General features: G+C 57.9%; 23 protein-coding genes. 12 read left to right on the top strand and 11 right to left on the bottom strand.

All coding sequences use genetic code 11. The features are described from left to right. Positions 1 to 6 precede the first annotated feature (6 nt). The 5 genes from AC0QKW_RS23785 to AC0QKW_RS23765 all read right to left on the bottom strand — a co-directional run bounded on the left by AC0QKW_RS23785 (position 7) and on the right by AC0QKW_RS23765 (position 3,874). The gene (locus tag AC0QKW_RS23785; RefSeq protein WP_473153591.1) at positions 7 to 345 is read right to left on the bottom strand and encodes a P-II family nitrogen regulator; all 339 of its coding nucleotides are present in this window, start codon (positions 343 to 345) and stop codon (positions 7 to 9) included. A 140-nt stretch (positions 346 to 485) separates the two neighbouring features. Beyond that, entirely contained in the window at positions 486 to 1,157 is a 672-nt protein-coding gene (locus tag AC0QKW_RS23780; RefSeq protein ID WP_473153590.1) for a hypothetical protein, read from the bottom strand. Positions 1,158 to 1,464: 307 nt separating this feature from the next. After that, positions 1,465 to 2,244, bottom strand: coding sequence for a cysteine hydrolase family protein (locus tag AC0QKW_RS23775; RefSeq protein WP_473153589.1), 780 nt, complete (start codon positions 2,242 to 2,244; stop codon positions 1,465 to 1,467). A 53-nt stretch (positions 2,245 to 2,297) separates the two neighbouring features. Beyond that, positions 2,298 to 3,404, bottom strand: coding sequence for a phospho-N-acetylmuramoyl-pentapeptide-transferase (gene mraY, locus AC0QKW_RS23770; RefSeq protein ID WP_473153588.1), 1,107 nt, complete (start codon positions 3,402 to 3,404; stop codon positions 2,298 to 2,300). A gap of 224 nt (positions 3,405 to 3,628) precedes the next feature. Continuing rightward, on the bottom strand, positions 3,629 to 3,874 hold the full coding sequence (locus AC0QKW_RS23765; protein WP_473153587.1) for a DUF3134 family protein: 246 nt from the start codon (positions 3,872 to 3,874) through the stop codon (positions 3,629 to 3,631). Positions 3,875 to 4,041: 167 nt separating this feature from the next. On the opposite strand from AC0QKW_RS23765, the gene AC0QKW_RS23760 reads away from it, so the two are divergent. From AC0QKW_RS23760 to AC0QKW_RS23730, 7 genes are all read left to right on the top strand, one after another. Continuing rightward, the gene (locus AC0QKW_RS23760) at positions 4,042 to 4,635 is read left to right on the top strand and encodes a PAP/fibrillin family protein (protein ID WP_473153586.1); all 594 of its coding nucleotides are present in this window, start codon (positions 4,042 to 4,044) and stop codon (positions 4,633 to 4,635) included. A gap of 53 nt (positions 4,636 to 4,688) precedes the next feature. Next, positions 4,689 to 5,600, top strand: coding sequence for an RsmB/NOP family class I SAM-dependent RNA methyltransferase (locus AC0QKW_RS23755; protein ID WP_473153585.1), 912 nt, complete (start codon positions 4,689 to 4,691; stop codon positions 5,598 to 5,600). 107 nt (positions 5,601 to 5,707) lie between these two features. Further along, entirely contained in the window at positions 5,708 to 6,592 is an 885-nt protein-coding gene (locus AC0QKW_RS23750; protein ID WP_473153584.1) for a 4-hydroxybenzoate solanesyltransferase, read from the top strand. Positions 6,593 to 6,651: 59 nt separating this feature from the next. Next, positions 6,652 to 8,154, top strand: a complete 1,503-nt coding sequence (gatB, locus tag AC0QKW_RS23745; RefSeq protein ID WP_473153583.1) for an Asp-tRNA(Asn)/Glu-tRNA(Gln) amidotransferase subunit GatB — start codon at positions 6,652 to 6,654, stop codon at positions 8,152 to 8,154. 548 nt (positions 8,155 to 8,702) lie between these two features. After that, entirely contained in the window at positions 8,703 to 9,929 is a 1,227-nt protein-coding gene (locus tag AC0QKW_RS23740) for an ATP-dependent 6-phosphofructokinase (RefSeq protein WP_473153582.1), read from the top strand. A gap of 169 nt (positions 9,930 to 10,098) precedes the next feature. After that, the gene (locus AC0QKW_RS23735; RefSeq protein WP_473153581.1) at positions 10,099 to 10,797 is read left to right on the top strand and encodes a response regulator; all 699 of its coding nucleotides are present in this window, start codon (positions 10,099 to 10,101) and stop codon (positions 10,795 to 10,797) included. A gap of 291 nt (positions 10,798 to 11,088) precedes the next feature. Then, positions 11,089 to 11,496 carry a hypothetical protein gene (locus tag AC0QKW_RS23730; protein WP_473153580.1) on the top strand — a complete coding sequence of 136 codons (408 nt, stop codon included), beginning with the start codon at positions 11,089 to 11,091 and terminating at the stop codon, positions 11,494 to 11,496. A gap of 416 nt (positions 11,497 to 11,912) precedes the next feature. On the opposite strand, the gene AC0QKW_RS23725 is transcribed toward AC0QKW_RS23730, so the two are convergent. From AC0QKW_RS23725 to AC0QKW_RS23715, 3 genes are all read right to left on the bottom strand, one after another. Beyond that, positions 11,913 to 12,515 (bottom strand): fasciclin domain-containing protein, encoded by a 603-nt coding sequence (locus AC0QKW_RS23725; RefSeq protein ID WP_473153579.1) that lies wholly within the window; start codon positions 12,513 to 12,515, stop codon positions 11,913 to 11,915. Positions 12,516 to 12,719: 204 nt separating this feature from the next. Beyond that, the gene (locus AC0QKW_RS23720; RefSeq protein ID WP_473153578.1) at positions 12,720 to 13,598 is read right to left on the bottom strand and encodes a 3'-5' exonuclease family protein; all 879 of its coding nucleotides are present in this window, start codon (positions 13,596 to 13,598) and stop codon (positions 12,720 to 12,722) included. An 89-nt stretch (positions 13,599 to 13,687) separates the two neighbouring features. Beyond that, positions 13,688 to 14,764 carry a sirohydrochlorin chelatase gene (locus AC0QKW_RS23715; RefSeq protein WP_473153577.1) on the bottom strand — a complete coding sequence of 359 codons (1,077 nt, stop codon included), beginning with the start codon at positions 14,762 to 14,764 and terminating at the stop codon, positions 13,688 to 13,690. A gap of 326 nt (positions 14,765 to 15,090) precedes the next feature. On the opposite strand from AC0QKW_RS23715, the gene AC0QKW_RS23710 reads away from it, so the two are divergent. The 3 genes from AC0QKW_RS23710 (at position 15,091) to hemL (ending at position 18,392) form a co-directional block, all read left to right on the top strand. Next, positions 15,091 to 15,918, top strand: coding sequence for an ion transporter (locus AC0QKW_RS23710; protein WP_473153576.1), 828 nt, complete (start codon positions 15,091 to 15,093; stop codon positions 15,916 to 15,918). A 201-nt stretch (positions 15,919 to 16,119) separates the two neighbouring features. Next, positions 16,120 to 16,959, top strand: a complete 840-nt coding sequence (gene ftsE, locus AC0QKW_RS23705) for a cell division ATP-binding protein FtsE (RefSeq protein WP_473153575.1) — start codon at positions 16,120 to 16,122, stop codon at positions 16,957 to 16,959. A gap of 131 nt (positions 16,960 to 17,090) precedes the next feature. Further along, entirely contained in the window at positions 17,091 to 18,392 is a 1,302-nt protein-coding gene (gene hemL / locus AC0QKW_RS23700; RefSeq protein ID WP_473153574.1) for a glutamate-1-semialdehyde 2,1-aminomutase, read from the top strand. 99 nt (positions 18,393 to 18,491) lie between these two features. On the opposite strand, the gene AC0QKW_RS23695 is transcribed toward hemL, so the two are convergent. Beyond that, positions 18,492 to 18,629, bottom strand: a complete 138-nt coding sequence (locus AC0QKW_RS23695) for a hypothetical protein (RefSeq protein ID WP_473153573.1) — start codon at positions 18,627 to 18,629, stop codon at positions 18,492 to 18,494. A 24-nt stretch (positions 18,630 to 18,653) separates the two neighbouring features. Further along, positions 18,654 to 19,754, bottom strand: coding sequence for an aromatic ring-hydroxylating dioxygenase subunit alpha (locus AC0QKW_RS23690; protein ID WP_473153572.1), 1,101 nt, complete (start codon positions 19,752 to 19,754; stop codon positions 18,654 to 18,656). A gap of 546 nt (positions 19,755 to 20,300) precedes the next feature. Between AC0QKW_RS23690 and AC0QKW_RS23685 the strand changes: the two genes are divergently transcribed. Continuing rightward, a complete protein-coding gene (locus AC0QKW_RS23685) occupies positions 20,301 to 20,861 on the top strand; it encodes a Uma2 family endonuclease (RefSeq protein ID WP_473153571.1) in 561 nt (186 codons plus the stop codon). Here AC0QKW_RS23685 and AC0QKW_RS23680 read toward each other — a convergent pair. Further along, positions 20,858 to 22,810 carry an FAD-dependent oxidoreductase gene (locus AC0QKW_RS23680; protein ID WP_473153570.1) on the bottom strand — a complete coding sequence of 651 codons (1,953 nt, stop codon included), beginning with the start codon at positions 22,808 to 22,810 and terminating at the stop codon, positions 20,858 to 20,860. The two genes, AC0QKW_RS23685 and AC0QKW_RS23680, sit on opposite strands and share 4 nt — an antisense overlap. Before the next feature lie 206 nt (positions 22,811 to 23,016). Here AC0QKW_RS23680 and AC0QKW_RS23675 point away from each other — a divergent pair, with 206 nt between their 5' ends. Next, positions 23,017 to 23,790: an ABC transporter permease gene (locus AC0QKW_RS23675; protein WP_473153569.1), complete on the top strand. Its 774-nt coding sequence runs from the start codon at positions 23,017 to 23,019 to the stop codon at positions 23,788 to 23,790. Positions 23,791 to 23,864: the final 74 nt, after the last annotated feature.

Below are 23,864 nucleotides of genomic sequence, written 5' to 3'. Positions count from 1 at the left end.
AGAAGCCTAGACAGCCTCAGTATTCTTCTCGCCAGTGCGAATGCGGACAATTTCGTCTACCGGGCTAACAAAAATTTTGCCGTCGCCAATCTCACCCGTGCGAGCAGCAGAAATGATCTTATCGACCACCGTATCGACCTGAGACTCTTCTACGACAATCTCAATCTTGAGTTTTTGCAAAAACTCAACGGTGTACTCAGAACCTCGATAGCGCTCAGTTTGCCCCTTTTGGCGACCAAAGCCGCGCACTTCAGACACAGTCATGCCCACGATACCCGCATTGACCAGGGCAATCTTGACCTCGTCAAGCTTAAAGGGACGAATGATAGCTTCTATTTTTTTCATAGATTCAACCAGGGTGCTCTAGCGATTATCGCTTAACTTCGGTCTATGTTTATCGGGCTTACACCCTAAGATACTGTATCAGCTGCTACAAAACGTCAAGGAACTGCCCTGTGGCAATCGAACGATCTGAGACGTGTTGCCTAGCGAGAGTTGCTCAAAAGGGGTTTCATGATCAGAAAACCGGCCCCAAAAGCACTCACTACAATCAGCAGAATAGTAGCAGCCAGCCACAGGCCACTCAGATCGCTAGACGATTGGGCTAGCTGCCCTGGGCGGTTAGGATCCAATCTTTCTTCGGTGTACAGGCGTTGGGGAGCCGTTCCTTGGGGGCGCTGAAGCGGCTTGGGAGGTTTTTTGCCCCTAGGCTTCACCATTTGAGTCAGCTGGCTGGCCAAGTTGGAGACCCCTTCGCCCACAGACTCGCTCAGACGCTCTGGGAGAGAGGCTTCGAGGTCTTCGCCTAGCTGCCCAGTCGCCATCAGCGGCGGTTCTGCGGCAGAGCTGAGGTCTAGGGAAAAGGACATGGCCCCCGCAGACTGCACAGCCTGGGGCTGACTGACTTCGATCGCCTGTTTGAGCCGAGCCGCAGAGTCGGCAAAGCGAATCATCTCTTGGCGGAGCACCTGGTTTTGTTGGCTCAGCTGCTGATTTTGCTGGTTGAGCGAGTCAACCATCGCCTGGGTAGCCCGCAGCTCGGTGGCCAGCTCTCGATAGACGGAGATAGGCACCGAAGGCGTCTGACGGCTGCCTTGGGGTGCCTCTGGAGCCATCGCTCCAGCGTAGGAAGATTCAGCGGAAAAAGGTGCGTTCATGGTAGCGGTAGAAGGGGCGTGAAACTCAATTTGCCCAAGGGTAGTTCAAATTAATGCAATTGCACCATCCCTAGGCAAGAAAAATTTGGTGCTGCTGAAGCGAGGCATAAATTTTGGCAGGTGCAAACAGCTGTCTGCCTCTACGCGAGGCCTCAAACGTTTGCTTGATACCTACGTTTAGCAACCCCAGAATCTAGCGGCAACGGTTTTGGCCATGGCACCATGCCCACTTCGAATTCAGCTGTGGCGCGCTGCTTGGGGAAGAACGATCGCTCCCGATCTGGACTTTAAGCTAGTTATAAACACTTTAACCAGTGCCGTCCAAAGCCGTGGCGATCGCGCCGCTGTCGGTCACAAAGCCAAAGCACTGGTTGACATTGTAAATCGTGGCCTGGGCACAGTAGTCGGGCGAGGTGGTGGCGCTACAGTCGCGCAGCAAAATACAGTCGTAGCCGAGAAAATTGGCGTCTTGGAGGGTAGCCATGACGCACTGATCCATATTTACCCCGGCAAACAGCAGGGTAGTCTTGCCCAGGTTGCGCAAAATGCTGTCTAGGGGCGTATCCCAAAAGCCGCTCATGCGATACTTATCGACCCAGATGTCTTGGGGGGCGGCGGTCAGCTCTTCGACCACTGCCGCCGCCCAGCTGCCCTGGGTCAGCACCGGGGCACCGTTGGCCGGCAGTGGGTCACCCAACCCAACCCCCGTACCGCTGGGGTTGTAGACGTGGCGCAGGCTGGCGCTGACGTTGAGCAGGTCAGGGCGATTACCCCAGTTAACCCACACCACGGGCACCTGAACCTGGCGCAGCCGAGGCAGCAGCCGTTGCAGAGGAGCGATCGCCTGGCGCGCTGGGTCAACATCAACCCCAATGCTGGCCAACCAGCCATCGGGGTGACAAAAATCGTTCTGCATATCGATGACTAGGCAGGCGGTTTTGCTCAAGTCAAACCGCAGCTGCTTGGTATCGGTGGTCAGGGTGGCGGGGCGAGGCTGTAGCTCTTGGCGGGTAATATCGGCCACCTGCTCGTTGACCCACCAGGCATTGGGCGGCGTACCCAGAGGACGCAGGTTTGAGGCTGACATGGCAATTCTCCTAGAGCCAGCGGGCCTGGCTAAAAGCTACACCGGGTCACAATCTACAGCTGCAGGGCGATCGCAGCCAGCACGGCAGTAACAGCGTAGGCCACCCCGACCACCTGAATTTCAGACCAGCCCGACAGCTCAAAGTGGTGGTGCAGAGGAGCCATCTTAAAGAAGCGCTTGCCGACCCCATCGGAGCCTTTGGTGGCTTTGAAATAGCCCACCTGAATGATCACCGATAGAGTTTCGGCAAAGAAGAGCAGGGTGACCACCAGCAGGGCAAACAGGTTGCCGCTGAGAATGCCCACGGCCCCCAGAGCACCGCCTAGGGCGAGAGAACCAGTATCGCCCATGAAAACGCGAGCGGGGTTGTGGTTGTGCAGCAAAAAGCCCAGGCAAGCCCCGGCCATAGCAGCACAAAACACCATCAGGTCAGGGTGGCTGGGGGCGACAATGGCCGCTAGCCCCATAAATGCGATCGCCCCTGTACCGCCCATCAGCCCGTCTAGGCCGTCGGTGAGGTTAGTCGCATTGCTCTCAGCCACCAGCACAAACCCAGCCAAGGGCCAAAAGAGAAACCCGAGGGGCAGCACTATACCCAGGGGCAGAGCCACGGTGGTCACGGTAGCTAGGGCGTCGGCAGCGGGCTGAATGGCCATCACCCAAAGGCAAAACACAGCCGCCACCACGATTTGCAGCGCTAGCTTAGTACGGGGGGAAATACCTTTATTAGATCGACGTTGAATCACCTGCCAATCGTCGATCCAGCCAATGGCACCATAGGCGAGGGTCAGCAGTGACACCGCCAGGGCATCGCGGGCAAACCCGGTGGCAACCAGAGCTACAGCCAGCGCCACAGGCACAAAAAAGGCACCGCCCATGGTGGGGGTACCGGCTTTTTTGAGATGGCCCTGGGGGCCTTCTTGACGAATAAATTGACCGGCCTTGAGGGCTCGCAGCAGCGGCACTGCCCAAAACCCCAGCAAGCTGCTGCCCAGAACCGCAGCCAAAAACGGTACCAGTATTGAGTTACCCAGTCCCAGACCGTTGCCTAGGACGGCATCTAGGCTTGCCGCTGCCGCAGTCAACCCCACACTCAAGAGCCAAAACAGCGTCAGACCGCTCAGGGTCAGCCGTTTCGATGCTAAAAATTTCGCATCCACAAACGATTCCTCAATATCGTCACACCACACACCCCAGGAGTCTACTGGATGATCTTCCGATTGACTACATTCTGGCGCTAGGAAATAGTCAGGAAGTTTAGATGAATCGTCTCACCATCGAGGATTCAGGTTAACAACACTTAATGACTAATTGGGACCGATAGTTAGTCAACGGTGGGGCCACCATAGGGCATCGGTGGGTGAAGCCATCTCCTACAGCAGACCTAATCGTCGTCGTCGCTGAGGCTGAGGTCGGCATCGTCGTCTTCGAAGTCGTTGTCGTTACCCATCAGATCAGAAATTTCTTCGTTTTCGGCTTCGTCAGGAATGTTTTCCACCACGTCGCGGCTGCGGAGACGGCCAATATCTTCTAGCCATTTCAAGATCGATGCTTCACCAGAGGGCGGCAAAATGGGAGCCTTGGCGGTGCGGGGCACCTGACGCAGAGACGGGTTGTAATATTTGGGCATAGCGAGTGGGGAATTGCACTGTACGAACACTCTATGGTAGCAGAGCTAACCCTCTGGTGCTCTCTAGTGGTTTTCTCTGCCGATTCGCTAGAGATTTAGCCCCGGTGACAGCGCTATAGTAGGCCCGTGGTCTCACGGTAAAGATTAGACGATGTTAGGCGAAGACGATGATAGGCAAAGCTGAGCTACTCGATGCCGTAGCGACCAGCAATCGAGGCATCGATAGCGACCCTAGCGATCGCATCGCCATCCAAGCCGCCGCTGCGGTACTCGAAGGCCGCAACCCCACCCCCAGCCCGCTAGAGGCCACGGCCCTGCTCGATGGCGACTGGCGCTTGCTCTACACCACCAGCCGCGAGTTGTTAAATCTCGATCGCATTCCCCTGGCCTCCCTCGGCCCCATCTACCAGTGCATTCGCCTGGCCGAAAATCGTATCTATAACATTGCCGAAATCAACGGCCCGCCGCTGCTGTCGGGCCTCGTATCGGTGGCCGCTCGCCTAGAGCCCGTGTCGACCAAACGGGTGGACGTGCGCTTTGACCGGGGGGTGTTGGGGCTGCGCAAGGCCCTGGGCTACCAGTCGCCGACTCAATTTATTGAGCAGCTGCGGAGCACGCCCAAATTTTCCCTGCTGCAAGGGATCGATTTTGCGATTAACAGCGATCGCCAGACCGGCTGGCTAGAGGTCACTTATCTCGATGACGATCTGCGCATCGGGCGGGGAAATCAGGGGAGTTTGTTTGTGCTGAAGAAGGTTTAGGGAAGCGAGTGACGGGTGAGGCGTCAAATTTATTGCTAAAGCTGAGTCGTCGGTTGTTTGCCAACGCCGGCGATCGCGATGCCTTTGTCGAGGCTCTCGTTCATCCCCAGCCTTATCCCAACGCCATTGTCTGGGGGCAGCCCCGGCCCGAGCCTCTGCCCTTTGCGATCGCCCCACCGCTGCCGTGGCAGCCAGCCTGGTGCGATCGCATCGCCGCTGACCAGCGCCCCGGCCAGCACCCCCTCCACCAATCTGGAGCCTATTACTGTCTGGATACCGCCTCGGTTTTCGCCGCCGCCGCATTCTCAGCTATTCCAGACCAGGTCGACACTGTTCTCGACCTCTGCGCCGCCCCCGGCGGCAAGAGTCTGCTGGCCCGCCAAGCCTTTCACCCTACCCACCTCTGGTGCAATGAGGTCATCCGCAAGCGGGTCAAGATTTTGATCGCCAACCTCAAGCGCTGCGGCGCTACCGAGGCCCTAGTCTTCAACCTCGACCCCCAGGTGTTCGCCGCAGAACTGCCCCACAGGGCCTCCCTCGTCGTTGTGGATGCCCCATGCAGCGGCCAGTCGCTGCTGGCCAAGGGCGATACGGCCCTGGGCTGCTTTCACCCGGTCAATATCAAAAAAAACGCCAGTCGCCAAAAGCGCATCCTCGCCGCCGCAGCGCAAACCGTCGCCGGGGGCGGCTACCTGGCCTACATGACCTGCACCTTCTCCCCCGAAGAAAACGAGCAAGTTGGCGATTGGCTATTGAAGAAGTTTCCCCAGTTTGACGCCATCCCTGTTCCCATCCTGGCGAACCATACCTCATCCCTAGCAGACTTTCCCTGCTATCGGCTGTGGCCCCAGTCAGGGCTGGGGGCGGGGGGGTTTACGTCCCTCTTTCGCAATACCGAGGAGATATCAGCCCCCCTCAACCTCGACTTCCTCACCGCCAAAGCCATGGAAATTTACTCCACTTGACCCTCCAACCAAAATCTGGTGCAAACAGCTGGGGCAGACCCATGGGTCTGCCCCGACAGATCTCCATCCCGCTATGCTAAAAACTGTCTCCCACAACCCATGGCACCATGGCCAGCCCTTCGACCCAGCCAAGACCCTCCACCCCCAACGCTATTATTCGTCTGCTCCGGTGGGATAAACCCACGGGACGGCTCATTTTGATGATTCCGGCCCTGTGGTCGGTGGTGCTAGCCGCTGAGGGGCGACCGCCGTTGCCCCTGGTGGGGGTAATCATTTTGGGTACCCTGGCCACCAGCGCCGCTGGCTGCGTGGTCAACGACCTGTGGGATCGCAACATTGACCCCCACGTGGCCCGCACCCGCACCCGCCCCCTGGCCGCTCGAGATCTCTCGGTACAAGTCGGTTTTGGGGTGCTGCTGGTGGCGCTGCTGTGCGCCTACGGGCTGTCGCTGTATTTGAATGCCCTCAGCTTTTGGCTGTGCGTAGCAGCGGTGCCGTTCATTCTGCTCTACCCAGCGGCCAAGCGGGTGTTTCCGGTGCCGCAGCTGGTGCTGTCGCTGGCCTGGGGCTTTGCAGTGCTGATTCCCTGGGCGGCGGTACAAAGAACCCTAGAATTGCCCGTGTGGATTTTATGGCTAGCCGTGGTGCTGTGGACGCTGGGGTTTGACACGGTCTACGCCATCCCCGATCGCGACGACGATCGCCGCCTGGGGGTAAACTCAGCAGCGCTGTTTTTTGGCGACTACACCCCTCAACTCGTCGGCTTTTGCTTTCTCGGCACCTGGCTATTGCTCGTCTGGCTGGGGGCACTGCTGCTGCTGGCATTTCCTTACTGGCTGGCCCTTGCCGCTGCGGCCTTTGTCTGGTCGCGCCAGGCCTATCTGCTCAGCCGCTACAAGCCTCCTCTCAAGATCTACGGCCAACTCTTTAGGCAAAACGTCCAGCTCGGTTTTGTCATTCTTGTCGGCATGGTCGTCGGCTCCCTTCTTTAACCCCCACTCCCATGCCGCTACAATGTATTGCACATTGCGATAGTCCATTGGAGCGGTTTATGACCACTGCGGCCCCCGCCAAAACCCAGCCCGCCAAAACTCAGTACGAAGCCATCATTGGTCTGGAGACCCACTGCCAGCTTTGTACCGAGACCAAGATTTTTTCCCCAGCCTCCACGGCCTTCGGGGCCGAGCCCAACACCTACATCGACCCGATCGTGCTGGGTATGCCGGGAGTACTGCCGGTGCTCAACCAGCGGGTGCTGGAGTATGCGGTAAAAGCGGGGCTGGCGCTGAACTGTGAAATCGCCCCCTACTCCAAGTTCGATCGCAAGCAGTACTTCTACCCCGACCTGCCCAAGAACTACCAGATCTCCCAGTACGACCTGCCCATTGCCGAGCACGGCTGGCTCGAGATCGAGCTGATCGACAAAAAGACCAAACAGGCCACCCGCAAGCGCATCGGCATCACCCGCCTGCATATGGAAGAAGACGCGGGCAAGCTGGTGCACGCGGGCAGTGACAGGCTGGCAGGCTCCACCTACTCCCTGGTGGACTACAACCGCGCCGGGGTGCCGCTGATCGAGATCGTCTCCGAGCCCGACATTCGCAGTGGCCTCGAGGCAGCAGAATATGCCCAGGAGCTGCGCCGCATCGTGCGCTATCTGGGGGTGAGCGACGGCAACATGCAGGAGGGCTCCCTGCGCTGCGATGTCAACATCTCCGTGCGCCCGGTAGGCCAAGAAGAATTTGGCACCAAGGTGGAGATCAAAAACATGAACTCCTTTAGCGCCATTCAAAAGGCGATCGACTACGAAATTGAGCGCCAGATCAAAGCCAACGAAGCGGGCGAAACCATCATCCAAGAAACCCGTCTGTGGGATGAGAGCAGCCAGCGCACCAAGAGCATGCGGGTGAAGGAAGGCTCCAGCGACTATCGCTACTTCCCCGAGCCCGACCTGCCCCCGATTGTGGTGTCGGTGGCGCAAAAAGAGGGCTGGCTGGCCGAGCTGCCCGAGCTGCCCGCCCAAAAGCGCACCCGTTACGAAGCTGAGTTTGGCCTCTCTGCCTACGACGCACGGGTGCTGGCCGACGATCGCCCCATTGCCGAATATTTTGAGGCTACCGTCGCCGCCGGGGGCGACGCCAAACTCACCGCCAACTGGATCACCCAGGACATTGCCGCCTACCTCAACAACGAGAAGCTCTCCATCGACGACCTGCCGCTCAAGCCCGAGCTGCTGGCCGAGATGGTGCAGCTGATCGAAGCGGGCACCATCAGCAACAAAATCGGCAAAGACCTGTTGCCCGAGTTGCTCACCCAAGGGGGTTCACCCAAGGCCATGGTCGAAGCGCGGGGTCTCAGCCAGATCTCTGACCCGGCCCAAATCGAAGCCATGATCGACGAGGTGCTGGCAGCCCACCCCGAGGAACTTGAAGCCTATCGCGGCGGCAAGAAAAAGCTCCAGGGTTTCTTTGTCGGTCAGCTAATGAAGCACAGCGGCGGCAGAGTGGATCCAAAACTTAGCAATCAGCTGCTCAGCCAAAAGCTAAATTCATGAGACAGGTGAGGTGCATTCACAAAACTCAATAAGGGGTCTTACCCCCCGTGCTATTTTTGAGTTAATATGGTATCAGATGCACCCTGATGGTAGGGAGAGCCGTTTTGGGCTCTCCTTTTTTTTGTCTATTTTTTGTCTATTTGAGTAGAGCCACGGTCAATGCCCTGGCCTTGTGTGCCTGGTGGTCAGTCAAGCCTAAGCTGGTAGACCGGGTAGTGCACTAGAAAATTTCTGAGAGAAAGGATGTCTCCATGTAGGGGCGCAGGGCCTGCGCCCTCGGAAGGCAACAAAAATCTTCGGTATTTTTGTTGCCAGAATTGGCTTAGCACAACGTCAAGACACCCTGAGCTTGTCGAAGGGTCTTCGAGGGTATCTGCGACCCTAAGTTTTAGCTCTGACAAAGCACTGGGCTGGCATTTAAGACGTGACCATCCCTGCGCTCGCAAAAGTGAGCAAAGGTTATCCTCCGTTAAGACTGTTGAAGCAGGGTAATTTCGACGGCTCCAGTGATCCGAGGATAGGGATAACAGCCTTTCGGATACCGTCCTATGACTTCCTCTCAGCGCATTGGCATTCTCACCAGCGGTGGCGATTGCCCCGGTCTTAACGCCGTCATTCGAGCAGTGGTCAAATGCGCCAATCGGCGGGGGTGGGATGTGATCGGCATTCCCTACAGCACCGAGGGGTTTATGCAGGTGGTTGACGGCAAGTACGACCTCGACCATCTGCGCCTGACTGACCATGGCTACGACATCCCCGGCATTCTTCAGGGGCTTGACGTGCTGCAATTCCTTAGCGGTACCATCCTCGGATCGCTCAATAAGGGTCACCCCGGCGACCCCGACAAAATCGCTAAAATTTTAGCGGGCTATGAAAAGCTTAACCTTGACGCCCTGATCGCCATTGGCGGTGACGGCAGTCTCGACATTATCTACGATCTGGCCCAGCGCGGCGGGTGGAACCTGATCGGTATTCCCAAGACCATCGACAACGATGTGCCTTTTACCGAAAAGTCGATTGGGTTTGACACAGCGGTTCAGACCGTCAACAGCGCTCTCTACGACCTCACCTTTACCGCCGCCAGCCACGATCGCGTCATGGTGGTCGAGGTCATGGGCCGCGACGCCGGGCATCTGGCGCTCCACGGCGGCATCGCTGGCGGGGCCGATGTCATTCTCATTCCCGAACTGGTGCCTCAGTTAACCCCTGAGATCGTGACGCAGATCTGTCAGCACATTGCCGAACTGCGGCAACGGGGGCGCAAGTTTGCCCTGGTGGTGGTGGCTGAAGGCGTCCACGGCGAAGACGGCAAGCCCATGCACTTGATCGGCGAATATCTGGCCAAAATAGTGTGCGATCGCAGTCGTACCCTCTGCCAAACCGGCGACATCGCCTACTGCGACATGGATTTGGTCGAAACCCGCGCCATGGTGTTGGGTCACATTCAGCGCAGTGGCGTGCCCACCGCTAGCGATCGCCTGTTGGCCTCCGCCTTTGGCCGCAAGGCCATCGATCTAATCGCCGAAGGCCGCTATAACCGCATGGTGGTGTGGGAGGCAGGCCGGGTGCAATCTAAGGATCTCCACCACGTCATTGCCACGGTGCGCGACTGCCACCAGCGGGGCGTCTGCCCCAGCCCGGTAGAGACCGACAGCACCATGGTAAAAGTGGCCCGATCGATGGGTATCTATATCGGCGACCCCAACACCCTGCCCAACCCCAACCCCCTAGCGGACGAAAGCAATCACCCGGCGGCTCTGCCCGTCACCCCCTGACCCCAACCTCAGCCCCAGAGGCAATGGGCCAGTCGGCAGCGGCTGCGCCCAGGTAACCTCTGAAGCAACGCATCAACAATTAGAGCGCGGCGGCAAGCTTTGAGAACTGATTTCACCCTTACAATTACGGGATAGAGTGAGCAGTAATTAGGTCATCTGGGACGGTGTTATGTCTGAGCAACCCGGCAATATTCTACTGGTAGACGATGAGCCAGGTCTGCGCGAGGCGGTGCAGGCCTACCTCGAAGACAGCGGCTTTACGGTGCGATCGGCCAGCAATGCCAAAGAAGGGTGGGATCTACTCCAGCAGGAAACGCCCGACGTGCTGATCTCCGACATCATGATGCCCCAGGTCGATGGCTACGCCTTTTTAGCCCAGGTGCGCGACGACATTCGCTTCAAAGGCCTGCCGGTGCTGTTTTTGACGGCCCGAGGCATGACCAGCGATCGCATTCAGGGCTACAACGCTGGCTGCGACGCCTACCTGTCAAAGCCCTTTGACCCCGAAGAGCTGGTCGCCGTCATCACCAACCTGATGGGGCGCCGCGCCGCCCAGACCATTGGGTCAGGTGACGTACCCGATATCGCCGTCATGGCCCGCCAGATCGAAGAAATCAAAGCCATGCTCAGTCAAAAGGGCGGCCTCGTCAAAGTCGCCTCCGACATTCGCATCGACCTTACCCCCCGCGAACAGAGCGTCCTTGACCTGGTAGCCGAAGGGCTCATGAACAAAGAAATTGCTAGTCGTCTAGAGACCAGCGTGCGCAACGTCGAGAAATACGTCAGCCGCCTGTTTAGCAAAACTGGCACCAACAGCCGCACAGAGCTGGTCCGGTTTGCCCTAGAGCATGGCATGGTGACAACCTGATAGTCGCTGAGGCATTCCCAACTTAACCTCACCCGAAGACGGCCCCGAGAGAGCCTCCCCTAGATCAGCTAAAGCTAGGGCACGGCCACCGAGATCAAGGGTCTCTCATAAAGAGCCAAGCTCAGGCAAAATGCGGATTTTCCCAATTTGCCTCCGTTTTCCTGCCAACAAAAGTTAACATAGTAGTTAACAAACCTTAGCTAAGTCCGGCCTGGCTATCTGCCTCATCGAGGCGCTTTGCCTGGGGGCTTGGCTCACTCGACCCAATCACTACCGACGCAGGAGAGCTTTATGACCGGATTCATTCGCGGATTGCTGGGCGGCAAAAAGGCAAAAAACCCTGGCGAGGCCAACCGCCCCGCGCCGCAGCAGCCCACCATTGAGCGAGCTGGGGGTGCCTTTTACCTAGATCCCGATGACGCCAAGAGCTACGGCAACATTGACTACATGCGCTCCTCTAAGACCGTGCGTCGTACCTTTGCTAAAAAAGCGGGTGAAACCGAGGAGAAGGAGAGCATTCGCCAGATTTCTGCGATGGAGGCCATTCGGCTGACCGCCGAAGGTCTGCCGGCAGAAAAAACGCCCCAGGCCGAAACCTTCTCACAGCCCGTGGTCAACAAAACGCCAAACTACGGCGGTCGCGCGGTCGATACCAACCTCGATATGTTCCGCAAGATGGCCAAGGATATGAAGAAGTAGTCTGACCTTCGTCTACGCAACCTTAAAGTAGATTGATCTTGGCAAGGGCGCAGCTTATCTGCGCCCTTTTTTGTGGGTCTATAGCCCTCGCTCTAATACCAAATCCTGCTCGCCTGCCTCCGATTCAGCAGGGCGAACAGCTGTTCGCCCCTACAGGTTGGTCGGTTGGGTATCAGGGGTATGGAATTCGGATTCGGTATAAAAGGCTTTCCTGTATACCCATATTCGCTTGAATCAAATATCGGCTGTGATCTCACCCCACCCCGTAAGGACGATCAGACTGTTTTTCCAGGAATGATTGTTTATCGAAATTGGGTTCTAAAAAAAAGAAAATCCCCAGGGGCTACCCCGAGGATTGGATGGGAGTCAGGAAGTTTGAGCGAAAGGATAGCCCCTAGGCTACCCTAGGATAGCCCCTAGAGAGCCATGCCGGGGGGCAAGATGACCTGGTCGATGGCGTGAATGACACCATTGCTAGCCTGAATATCAGGGGTAACCACCATGGCCTGGTTGACCATCACATCGCCAGTGGCCTCGTCAACCTGGAGAGCAATGGGAGCGCCAGCGGCACTCGGCACGTCACCTGTGGTCACCTCACTAGCGGGCACTTCCTGCTCAACAACGTGGTAGGTCAGCACCTGACGCAAGGTTTCCTGGTTTTCGGGCAGTAGGAGCTGATCTAAGGTACCTTCAGGCAGCGCTTCAAAGGCCGCATTGGTAGGAGCAAACAGGGTTATAGATTCACTGGTGGCTAAAACATCGCCCAGCTGAGCGGCTTCTACTGCCTGCACCAAAATGCTGAAATCGGCGTTGCTGGCGGCCACATCCACCACTGTATCTTCGTCGGTGACGACTTCGGTCGTGGCTGCTGAGTCTTGCGTCATAGCTGGGTCTTGACCGGGCACCCCATCGGCGGTGGACTCAGAGGATGGGCCACAGGCGGCCATGAGGGCGGCGGCACCAACGCTGGCAAAGCCTACCAGCCATCGTTTGGTTGTCGAGTAACGCTGAATAGCCATAGAAAATAGTCCTTACAGTCTTAACTGTGTGCACAAACGACCGGTGTCTAGAGAATCGACGCATTTGAGGCACTTAAATTAAGTTAATAAAGTTAAGGCGGGCTTTCCTCCACCGGAGGTTAGAACCTCCGGGTGCCTAGGATGCCACAAAGCTCTCTCCTCCGAGCCATGCCCGTAACTCTAGATAGGCCTAGGGCTTGCTGTCTAGGCTGCCTGGTCTGTGTTCTCAGGGGTGGTCGCCAGGGCAATGACGGCAGCGGGCTGGGGCTGCACGCGAGTGTAGCGGGTGAGGTATTGGCTGAGGTGATGGTCGCCCTGGGAAATGCGATCGCCCACCATTGCCCTAAACTGATCTTCTTCTGCAACCAGTTGGTCGGCGCTAAAGAGCCCGGCAAACCGAGCCGTCCGCAGCCAGAGCAGGTAGGTATTCAGCGCATCGTACTGGCTCTGCTGCACGATCGATCGCAGATCGCCCTCCACCCACCAGGCCACCACATCGGCAGGGTCTGGGCGGCTGGGCAGCCCCATAGCCCCAACTAACTCAGACAGGGTTGGAGTGGCAATGCCCCAGCCGCCCAGGGCGTTCTTAAGGTCGATGTGGGCGTCGCCGTGACGACTAAAATAATCATTGCTCCAGCCCTGGTCGGCGCGACGGCAAAACTCTGGCGCAGCTATACCGGTAACCAAACCCCGTTGCAGCAAAATTGGCAGGTCGCTGGTCTGAGAGTTAAACCCCACCAGTTGGGGATGCTGCTGCCCCAGATAGCCCAGAAAGGTGAAGATTAACTCTCCTTCATTCATTAGCTGATCGCTTTGCCGAGGCAGGGTGGTCAGCCGCAGGTGCACGGTGCCATCGGGCAGCTGGGCACGGATGACGGCAGAGACGGCGACCACTCGGCACAGTGCTGTTTTGAGATGGGGGCGAGGTTTGTCGGCGGTGGCCCCAGCCTTGGCCCACATCACCTCAAGCACCTCAGCATCTGTCAGGTTGGCGGGCAGGCCATACAACTGCCGCCCCGAAGCCGGATCGGGCACCCACTCTAAATCAAAGGCACAGACCTGTCGACCGATCGATTTGAACATGGCTGCCCCCTGAGATGCAATAGAGAGAGTGCGCTGCGATCGCAGCGCACTCTCTCTAAGATTCCCCTCTCGGGCTAAAGAGCATCGGTTTAGGGCACCTGCCAAGCACGCTGGTGGTAGTCGTCAGGTTCTGGGAACAGGTCGATGGGTTCACCATGGTGATGCCCGTGCCCGTGCCCGTGCCCGTGCCCGTGCCCGTGCCCGTGATCGTGCCCGTGCCCGTGATCGTACCCGTGGTCGTGGGCATGGCCGTGATCGTGGCCGTGGCCGTGCTGCCCTCCCCCGGCGGCAAGGCGAAACTTGCACATTTCGCAGTTCATAGCCACCTGGCCCAGGTGAGTCTCAATCTCGCGATCGCGCAAAATCTGCATAAGCTGCGGATGACTACCCATCTCTGGCAAGTAGCTGACCAACTGCTCGGGGTGGGCAACCTGCTCTTGCTCACAGATGCCCATGATCTTTTTAATCAGCACCCCGGTAAACAGGAAGTAGGGCAGCACAATAATGCGCTTTGGCTGGTACATACGGGCACGACGAAAGCCCTCTTCTAGACGGGGATGGGTGATGCCAATAAAGCAAATTTCTACCGTCTTATAGCGGCTGCCTTCCCACACAATGCGGGCGAGCTTATAGACATCGCCATTGGCGTCGGGGTCGCTGGCCCCCCGACCCACAAACAGCAGCACGGTGTCTTCGCGGGCAATCCCATCGGGGTTAAAGCGGGGGCTGTCTAGCTCTTCGAGACGCTCTTGCCAGAGCTGAACGATCGCCGGGGTAATGCCGAAGTGGCGACCGTAGTGAAAGGTGACCTGGGGATGGCGCTGGCGGGCGCGGTCTAATTCGTTGGTGACGTCAAATTTATTGTGGCGGGCGGCAAACAGCAAAATTGGCAACACCGAGATATCGGTAAACCCCTGCTCCACACAGCGATCGACCCCGTCTTGAATGGTGGGTTCCGTCAATTCTAAAAAGCAGGGAATCACCGGGCGGGAGGTGTCTAGCGCCTGATAGGCGGCGGCAAATTCGAGCACGCGATCGCGCCCTTCGGTGTCGCGGCTGCCGTGACCCACCAGCAGCAGCGGTCGCTGGCTGGGCAGCGGCGGCCAAGTACCAGACGCACTGGGGGAAAAATCGTTGGGGGTGGTAATGATAGGTGCGATCGCCATAGGGGTTCAAACTGCCGCAGTGATACTAAATCTAACCCTCAGTCCAGCAAAAAGAAATCGCCAGCAAACTTTGGCCGATGCTGCCTCAGTCAGCGCACAGACGCTACCCTAGACCCAGGTTCAAGCGCCGAGTCAACTCCAAACCTACGGGTACAGCTCTATCTAGGAAAAACTCTAGATCTTGAACGGACTTGGCCGAGCCGCTGGCTCAATCTAGTGCTAGACCCAAAACAACTAAAAAATCGCAGCCAGATAAAAATCAGGTTGCCTGGTTATCTTAGCCCAGGGCAGACCGTAGAACCATCCTGGGGGTGGGCATAGACACGATGGAAGAGTCAGTAGAACTAAAACCACAGGTTGAGGGCAAGGGTCAAAGCCTCGCGCTACGCGATCGCCTGCGCGGTTACCTAGACACCACCGATACCCTGGTGGGGCAGATGGTCAACGGGGCGATCGTGCTACTGATCTTTCTCTCCGCCGCCATTTTTGTCGTCAAAACCTACCCTATTTCCCCCACCCTCGACACCTGGCTTAGCGCCCTTGACTGGCTGATTGTGCTGGCCTTTACTCTAGAGTACGGCCTGCGGCTCTGGGTCGCCCAGCGCCCCTGGCGCTATGCCCTCAGCCTCTACGGGCTGATCGACTTCATCGCCCTATTGCCATCGTGGGTCGGTGTTTTCGACGTGCGCTTTTTGCGCTTTTTTCGATCGCTGCGCATTTTGCGCCTGGTGCGAATTTTTAATAATCGGCTCTGGTTTGGTCAAGTGACCAGTACTGACAGCCTAATTTTGATTCGCATTTTATTCACCCTAGGGGCCATCATTTTCATCTACTCCGGCCTAATTTTTCAGGTCGAGCACCCCCACAACCCTGAAAACTTCGCCACTTTTCTCGATGCCCTCTATTTTGCGGTGGTCACTATGACCACCGTCGGCTATGGCGACGTCACCCCCATCTCAGAAGCCGGTCGCGGCCTCACCGTCATGATGATTCTCACCGGCATCGCCCTCATCCCAACCCAAATCAGCAGCCTCATTCGCCAGCTCAACAAGGTGGCCCAGCCGCAGCACCTGCCCTGCCCTAGCTGCGGCCTCGCCTTTCACGACGATGACGCCCAGTTTTGCAAGCGCTGCGGCACCCAGCTAGAGGGCTAAGCGATCGCAACAGCCGGGCCTTGCAACAAACATAAAGATTATTGAAAAAGCAAATATCCCTTTTGCCGTCCCCATTGTTTCCGGTACAATGGCCTCCCAAAAGCCACGCTTGCTCTTTCTCCGCTTTTGGCGGCGCGGCGCTTGTGTCGAGACCAGGCTCATCCCCAAGCCTGGTCAACCCATCTACAGTTAGGACGTTCCATGACCTCTGTGCTCCACCGCCCCACTGACGATGCCAAGCTAGCCGGCCTTCCAGAAGAGGTCAGAACCCGACTACAAGACCGTTTCAAGCTCGTGGTTCCCGCCCGTTCTGCCGCCGACCCATCCCCAGCCCCCCAGCTTGACAAAGCCCCTCCCAGCGACCCCAACGTTCAGCCCATCGTCTCTCTTGCCAACGTAGAGAAGGTCTATGGCAACGGCAGCAAAGCTCTAACCGGGGTCAATCTCACCGTCAACCCCGGTGATTTTCTCTTTGTCACCGGCCCCTCAGGCTCGGGCAAATCGACCCTGCTCAAGCTGCTCTACGGCCACGAGCGCCCCACCAGCGGCAATATTTTGGTCGGCGACGAGCCCATTGCCGATTTGCGCGGCAACCGCCTCGCTATGATGCGCCGCCGCATTGGCGTTGTCTTCCAAGATTACAAGCTCATCCCCAAGCGCACCGTGGCTGAGAACGTGGCCTTTGTGCTTTGGGCCCAGGGCTTCACCCGCAAAGAAATTCACCGTCGCCTCTGGCCCACCCTCAAAATGGTGGGTCTCCAGGGCAAAGCCCAGTGCTTTCCTGACGAGCTCTCTGGCGGTGAGCAGCAGCGGGTGAGCATTGCTCGGGCCGTGGTCAACACCCCACCCCTGCTGCTGGCCGACGAGCCCACTGGCAACCTCGATGCCGACAACTCCCTCCAGGTGATCAAAATTCTCAAAAAGCTCAACTCTATCGGCATTACCGTCATCGTCACCACCCACGACGAGCACCTGGTGCGCATTTCCAACCACCCGGTGGTGCAAATTAAGAACGGTCGATTGCACCACCTACGTCGCTAAACGGACAACCTTTACATTCCTCAACATCAACAGGTGTGCTTCATCCAATCGATAGGATAATGATCAGAGCTAACCCCCGGTGGTTTGGGTTATACCCGCCGGGTGCTTTTGGTCTTTGAGAGGAACCTGCCTTGGTCAGTACAGCCCCATTTAAAACGGCAAAATCACAAGAAATTTTTTCCGCCGCCCAAAACCTCATGCCCGGCGGTGTCAGTTCTCCGGTACGCGCCTTTAAGTCGGTGGGTGGTCAGCCCATCGTGTTTGACCATGTCAAAGGTGCCTACATCTGGGATGTAGATGGCAACAAATACATTGACTACGTCGGCACCTGGGGGCCTGCCATCTGCGGTCACGCTCACCCCGAAGTGCTAGCCGCCCTGTCAGCCGCTCTCGAAAAAGGCACTAGCTTCGGTGCCCCCTGCTACCTCGAAAACGTGCTGGCTGAAATGGTTATCCAGGCCGTGCCGAGCATTGAGATGGTGCGCTTTGTGAACTCGGGTACGGAAGCCTGTATGGCCGTGCTGCGGCTCATGCGCGCTTACACAGGTCGCAATAAAATCATCAAGTTCTCGGGCTGCTACCACGGCCACGCCGACATGTTCTTGGTACAGGCCGGGTCTGGGGTGGCCACCCTAGGTCTGCCCGACTCGCCGGGGGTGCCCAAGTCCGCGACCCAAGACACCCTCACCGCCCCCTACAACGACCTCGAAGCGGTCAAGGCTCTCTTTGCCCAAAACCCTGACGAAATTGCCGGGGTGATTTTAGAACCCGTAGTGGGCAACGCCGGGTTTATTACCCCTGATGGCGGCTTTTTAGAAGGTCTGCGCGAGATCACCCGCGAAAACGATGCCCTGCTAGTGTTTGACGAAGTCATGACCGGCTTCCGCATTGCCTACGGCGGTGCCCAGGCCAAGTTTAACGTCACCCCCGACCTCACCACCCTGGGTAAGGTGATCGGCGGCGGGTTGCCCGTCGGTGCCTACGGCGGTCGCCGCGACATTATGGAAATGGTCGCTCCCTCTGGCCCGGTCTACCAGGCGGGCACCCTCTCGGGCAACCCTCTAGCCATGACCGCAGGCATCAAAACCCTAGAGCTGCTCCAGCGCCCCGGCACCTACGATGAGCTAGAGCGGCTGACCGCTAAACTCACTGAAGGGCTGTTGCAGGCGGCCCGCGATGCGGGTCATGAGGTCTGCGGTGGCCACATCAGCGCCATGTTTGGCATGTTCTTTAACCCCGGCCCGATCAGCAACTTCGAAGATGCCAAGAGTTCTGACCTGGAGAAGTTTAGCCGCTTCCACCGGGGCATGCTAGAGCGCGGCGTCTACCTGGCACCCTCACAGTACGAGGCGGGCTTTACCTCGTTGGCCCACACCGATGCGGATATTGAGGCCACCATCGCCGCCGCCCGCGACGTGCTAGCCACGCTGTAGATAGCCAAACACCCACCCAAAAAACCCCCGAGGTCTTAAAGACCTCGGGGGTTTTTTGTTTGTTAAGCGGGCGATCGCTGCAACACACCCTCTATGGGCCTAGCTTCCTGCTTGAAAAATTTGGTTGGCGGTCACGTTGAAATCTGGGAAAGCCCGTGACACAACCCGATCGCCCCCTCGAAACTGGCGCACTTGATATTCGCCATCGACCAGCGTATACAGTGCCAGACTACTCAAGCCGTTTGATCCTAGGCGTTGGATTTAAGCCCCCTCCTCGGCCTGGTGGCGAATGAGGCGCTGCACCGCCGTCAGGGCGCGGTTGAGCTCTGGCCCCCGGTAGGTGGGGTTTTGCTCAAAGGCCTGCTGCTCTTGCTCTAGCATCAGCACGTCTTCGCGCACCAGCCGCCGCAGCACAAAGCTGGCGGAGTTGGTAAAAGCTCGCTTAAAAAATCGTCGGACGGGTACCGGAGTTTTGTGCAGCTTTTGGAACCGCCCCAGGGAGGTGAAGTGCAGCAGGTAGGCGCGGGTGTGGGTCTCGCTCACCGGGCAAAACAGGCAGTAAATCACAAAATCTTCGCCCAGGGTCGATCGCCAGTGGGGGTAGTGGTAGTAGACATCCAGCGGCTCGGGGTGGAGCTGGCGTAGGGCCGGAAACACCAGCTGGCTAGCAGACCAAATCTTGTCAATGCGGTAGTAGCTCTCGGCATCGTAGTGGGCATGGACGTGGCGATCGTCGTGAGTGAGTTCGCTGAGCACCGCATTGGCCCATACCTGCGCCCCGCCGTGCAGATGCCCGTGGTACATGTCCATCAGGTTTTCAATTAAAAATGAGTAGTGGGCCTGCACATCGATGGTGGTTACAGAACCAATGAAGTTAAGGTGCTCCCACTCGGGTACGCCCATGGGGGCCACTTCGTCTGCCAGGGCTGCTTCGCCAAGGAAAAGCCAGATAAAGCCGTCTTGCTCTTTGACCGGGTAGCGGCGGAGAGCACAGTTGGGTAGCTTTTGCTGCGGCTCTAGGTAGGGAATGTGAGCGCAGGTGCCGTCGGCGGCAAACTGCCAGCCGTGGTAGGCGCAGACGATGTTGTCGCCCGCGACCGTACCCTCGCTAAGCTTGACCTGGCGATGGGGGCAGCGGTCTTCGACGGCAACGGCAGCACCACTGCTGTCGCGATACAGCACAAGGGGCTGGTGCCACAGGGTTCTGGCCAAAGGTTTATCCGTCAGTTCTACGCTCTGGGCCACCACGTACCAGTGGTTGAGGTTGATGCCTAGCTGCCGTAGAGGTTTGATTTTGGGCCGTTCTGCTGGGCTTTGCTCCCTCGCCACCGCCGCCACTGGTTGAAGGTCAATTACATCCATCGCTGGGTTCGCTTGCTAATGCTGGTTTGATAGGGGTCTCACGGGCGTGAGTCATGAACAAAGTATAGAGAAGGCAACGCACCCTGGCCCGACTACATAGCCTTGATGTCTACTTTACGGAGCAGATGTGGATTCGTAAACTGATACCAAATCTGAATTCCATACCCCCGATTTCCAACCGGCCCACCTGTAGGGGCAAACGGCTGTTCGCCCTGCTGAATCGGGGGTAGGCAAGCAGGATTGGCTCTAGAAATAGACTTTTATCGTGGGGGGTGCCGCGCCAGCGGCATGGACGATTGGTATGAGTCGGTGCTTTGAGGGCGCATTCTCCCTGTAGAGGCCGTGAGCAAAGTCTGTCCCCAAGTCTGTTTTAAGAGAGCCTATGGGGCAGACTCAGGACAGAGAATGTCTGGAACGCTCACAAACTAACCGGTTTGCCAGTCAGCCAACCAGGGTGGAAGGCTCCGTTGAGGCTAAACCCTTGAAACAGCCTACCCAGTCCGTAAAAGCCGCTAGGATTGAGCTATCGCTGTATGGGAAGTCGCCATGGTTGCTGCCTTTCACTACACCTCTCCAGAAGACTACCTAGCCGCAGAGGCTATCAGCCCCACCAAGCACGAGTACCGGGATGGAGACATTTACGCCATGGCCGGGGGCACCGATGCCCACAATCAGATTGTAGGAAATCTGTATGCGCTCCTGAGGGCGCACCTGCGTGGCAGCGGCTGTCGTAGCTATTTCGCGGATGTGAAGGCTCGTATCGAGGTCATCAATCGCTTTTACTACCCTGATGTGATGGTGACGTGCGATGAACGGGATACCACCCTCAGCACCTATAAGCAGCATCCCTGCTTGATTGTGGAGGTGCTGTCCGAGAGCACAGAGGCCCTTGACCGAGGCGATAAGTTTGCCGACTATCGCCACCTAGACAGCCTGCAAGAGTATGTGCTGATGTCTCAAACCCGACAGCAGGTGGAGGTGTTTCGCCGCAGCGCCGAGGGGCTGTGGGTGCTGCATCCCTACGGCGGAGGCGATCGGGTGTCGCTGACCAGCGTAAATTGGGAGGGAACCATGGCCGACCTCTACGAAGACGTGATCTTCGCCTAAATCTTTAGCACCCCTTCTGGGTTGACTGACAGAATGGGCCGCCGCTGCACCCCTTCGCGCTCAAAGATGGCATTGGCGGCCAGCAGACCACTGCTGACAGCTCGCTCCATGAGGCCGCAGGGGAAGGGCATACGCACCCAGTCGCCGGCAAACAGTAGGTTACCCGCCGCTGTGCTGGTCTGGGGGCGGTTGGCAAAGCTGCCGGGGGGGAATCCGGCAAAGTTTTTTTGGTTGACGAGCTGCCGGTGTAGCACCGTCGCGCCCTTGAGCGCCGGTACCACCTCGTACAGCTCGGCTTCAAAGGTGTTGAGGATGTCTGCCTGGGTGGGGAAGTCTTTCTCTTTGTAGCAGTAGGCGTGGAGCTCGACGACGCTGCCCCCGGTGCGATCGCTCCAATCGATATAGTCTTCTTGAATACGGTGGTAGAGGGTAATGCTGTCGGTGAGCTTGTAGCCCGAGAGGCTGGTAAACCAGCTATGCTCCCACTCAAAGTCGCGATCGAGCCAAAAGCGGGCCACGGCAAAGGGGTCAGCTACTTTCAGCTCATCTACTTGGGTGGCCAGGGTGGGCTCAACCGTGCCTTTAGAGAGGGCAAAGAGGGCTTTAATGCCCGGAATATCAGCGGCCATGACATAGTAGTCGGCGGTCAGATCTTGGGCAGCGGTGCTGTCTGCGGGGTTGGCGGCGATTAGCTGAATGCGATCGCCCTCCCGCTTCAACACCTTAAACGCCGCTAGATTTTCCCGAGCTGGGCCAGCCAGTACCGCGCCATCGCTGGCGTAGGCAGCCCCGTGGCAGGGGCACAGGTAGCCCTCATTATTCACCGTGACCTGGCGCTGCACACTACAGCCCTGGTGGGTGCAGGTCAGCGACAGAGCGGTCTGGGCTCCCGGCGCGACGGAGTAGACGTTGTCGCCCGCACCAAAATATTCCATGGTTTCAGAACTCAGCAGGGGATTGCGATCGACCCAGAAGGGCACCGAGTTGGTAGCGACGCTGCCCTTTTGGTAGGTGACCCCCGCCACTTGGCCGTTCTCCCACTGCACCTGGCTGACAGTAACCCCGTTGAGCACTTGGCCCCCGTTAGCCTCGATCGCCGCCACCATCGGATCGACCAGCGATCGCCCCATATCCTGGCAGGTGCCGTTAAAGGCCAACCCCTCTGGGTTGCCAAAGAAATAGAAGTGGAAAAACTGCATCAGCTCCCCAGCGCTGAGCACGTCTGGCGAATTCAAGCTGGACTTGGCAAAGGGCAAGAAGTAGAGGTCGTAGAGGCCCTTAGGGAAATCGTCGCCCACCCACTCGGCCATCGACATGTGGTCGAGCCGCTGATAGCTCTGGGGGTTGCGAAAGCCGGTAATCTCGCGAAACACCTCCAGGTGCTTCATGTGGGTGAGATTGATGCCCCATTTCAGCCGGTTCGACGACGAGATCGCCAGATCGACAATATTCCACGGAAATGCCGAGTTGCTGGGGCGAAACACTTCAGGGCTATAGCCGTCTTTATAGACCAGCGAGTAGTAGTCGAGAGACTTAAAGTTGTCGCGAATGCTGAGCTCGTTAACCAGACCAAACAGGTTGTAATACTGAGGAAAGAACCCGTGGAAGCCGTGCTCCATCATGAAGTGATCGTCGCCCACCTGGATCGGCCAGCTGGCAATCTTGCCGCCCAACTGAGGCGATCGCTCCAGCAGGGTCACCGCCACGCCGCGCTGACTTAGCTCGTAGGCTGCCGCCAGGCCAGCCAGCCCTCCGCCAATCACCACCGCTGACAGGGGGCGACCTACCGCCCTGGGCAGGGTCAGCCGATCTTGCTGAAACACCGTGGGCTGAGGCTTGCTCAGGCGTGAATAGCTCAACAGCGCCGCTATACCCCCTACTCCAAAGAGCTTGAGCACGTTGCGGCGAGCCAGGGTTTGGGCAAACAGCCCTTCTAAAGATTGACTCATCAGATGGTTCAGTCGTTGCGTAGGTCAGGCTCAGCCTCTGGGCCTAAACCCGGAGGGTGTGTGGAGAGCGACTTCGGCATTAAGTTAACACAGTCTCTCGGGGGAAGGGGTGGGCGTCTAGCACTCTCGGCCAGAGGAATAGAGCCCCTGTGTTTAACCTGCTAAAGACTGTAGTATTAACATGCCTTCACAGTCTACTCATCAGCATGAAATACGTGCGAGAAACCCTGGCGGTTGCCCAGCGCATCTTAGTTGAGCTTTGGCGGCGGCAGCGGAGCCTGATTTTTTGGGCGATTTTCCCAGTTTTGCTGATGATTCTCAACAGTTTGATCTTGCAGGAGCGGCTCCAGATTACTCTGGCCGAGGCCTATACCCAGGCGGCCCCCTCGACCCTGGTGGGGGCGGCGCTATTTTTTAGCGGGCTGGGGGGCAGCGTTGCCACGGTGGTGTCAGAGCGCGAGCAAAAGACCCTAAAGCGGCTATTTCTGTCACCCCTGAGCGGCGTGTCATATTTTTTAGGCATTTGTCTGGCCTACGGGGTGATTGGGCTGGTGCAGGCGGGGCTGGTCTATGCGATCGCCCTCTTTCAGGGGGCCACCATCGGCGGCAACCCTCTGGCCAGCTTGCTGGTAGTACTGCTCAGTATCGCTGCCTACGTGGGGGTAGGCTTTGTGCTGGGCACCCAGCTGGCCCGCCGCACCGAAGATGTCAATTCGTTAATTGCCGCCTTTGGCATTCCCCTGATGATTTTAGGGGGCACCTTTATGCCGGTCGCGCTGTTTCCCGCCTCGCTGACGCGGCTAACCCAGGTCAACCCTATCTACCACATGATCGAGGCTCTCTCTGGCATTGTTGTAGACGGTGCCACCCTGGCAGAGGTGAGCCCCCACGTGCGGTTTTTAGCGATCTTTGCCGCTGCCATGGTAGCGGCTGGCTGGCTCGCCTACCGTCGCATGGTGCAGATAGAGCGCCAGCTTTAGGCCCAGTCTGCCCAGATTTGCCCAGCACCGATTGGATCAATGCCGCTACAGTTAAAACACTGTAAGCGAGGCCG

It is taken from the genome of Pseudanabaena sp. PCC 9330, assembly GCF_055795045.1.
This window is presented reverse-complemented; position numbering and strand designations above follow the sequence as displayed.

Coding starts and splice junctions, on each gene's coding strand:
- gatB (WP_473153583.1), top strand. CDS start 6,652: ATGACCACTGCGGCCCCCGCCAAAACCCAGCCCGCCAAAACTCAGTAC.
- AC0QKW_RS23720 (WP_473153578.1), bottom strand. CDS start 13,598: ATGTTCAAATCGATCGGTCGACAGGTCTGTGCCTTTGATTTAGAGTGG.
- AC0QKW_RS23780 (WP_473153590.1), bottom strand. CDS start 1,157: ATGAACGCACCTTTTTCCGCTGAATCTTCCTACGCTGGAGCGATGGCT.
- AC0QKW_RS23710 (WP_473153576.1), top strand. CDS start 15,091: ATGGAAGAGTCAGTAGAACTAAAACCACAGGTTGAGGGCAAGGGTCAA.
- AC0QKW_RS23750 (WP_473153584.1), top strand. CDS start 5,708: ATGGCCAGCCCTTCGACCCAGCCAAGACCCTCCACCCCCAACGCTATT.
- AC0QKW_RS23765 (WP_473153587.1), bottom strand. CDS start 3,874: ATGCCCAAATATTACAACCCGTCTCTGCGTCAGGTGCCCCGCACCGCC.
- AC0QKW_RS23725 (WP_473153579.1), bottom strand. CDS start 12,515: ATGGCTATTCAGCGTTACTCGACAACCAAACGATGGCTGGTAGGCTTT.
- AC0QKW_RS23775 (WP_473153589.1), bottom strand. CDS start 2,244: ATGTCAGCCTCAAACCTGCGTCCTCTGGGTACGCCGCCCAATGCCTGG.
- AC0QKW_RS23680 (WP_473153570.1), bottom strand. CDS start 22,810: ATGAGTCAATCTTTAGAAGGGCTGTTTGCCCAAACCCTGGCTCGCCGC.
- AC0QKW_RS23690 (WP_473153572.1), bottom strand. CDS start 19,754: ATGGATGTAATTGACCTTCAACCAGTGGCGGCGGTGGCGAGGGAGCAA.
- AC0QKW_RS23675 (WP_473153569.1), top strand. CDS start 23,017: ATGAAATACGTGCGAGAAACCCTGGCGGTTGCCCAGCGCATCTTAGTT.
- AC0QKW_RS23785 (WP_473153591.1), bottom strand. CDS start 345: ATGAAAAAAATAGAAGCTATCATTCGTCCCTTTAAGCTTGACGAGGTC.
- AC0QKW_RS23760 (WP_473153586.1), top strand. CDS start 4,042: ATGATAGGCAAAGCTGAGCTACTCGATGCCGTAGCGACCAGCAATCGA.
- AC0QKW_RS23685 (WP_473153571.1), top strand. CDS start 20,301: ATGGTTGCTGCCTTTCACTACACCTCTCCAGAAGACTACCTAGCCGCA.
- AC0QKW_RS23730 (WP_473153580.1), top strand. CDS start 11,089: ATGACCGGATTCATTCGCGGATTGCTGGGCGGCAAAAAGGCAAAAAAC.
- AC0QKW_RS23740 (WP_473153582.1), top strand. CDS start 8,703: ATGACTTCCTCTCAGCGCATTGGCATTCTCACCAGCGGTGGCGATTGC.
- ftsE (WP_473153575.1), top strand. CDS start 16,120: ATGACCTCTGTGCTCCACCGCCCCACTGACGATGCCAAGCTAGCCGGC.
- AC0QKW_RS23735 (WP_473153581.1), top strand. CDS start 10,099: ATGTCTGAGCAACCCGGCAATATTCTACTGGTAGACGATGAGCCAGGT.
- AC0QKW_RS23715 (WP_473153577.1), bottom strand. CDS start 14,764: ATGGCGATCGCACCTATCATTACCACCCCCAACGATTTTTCCCCCAGT.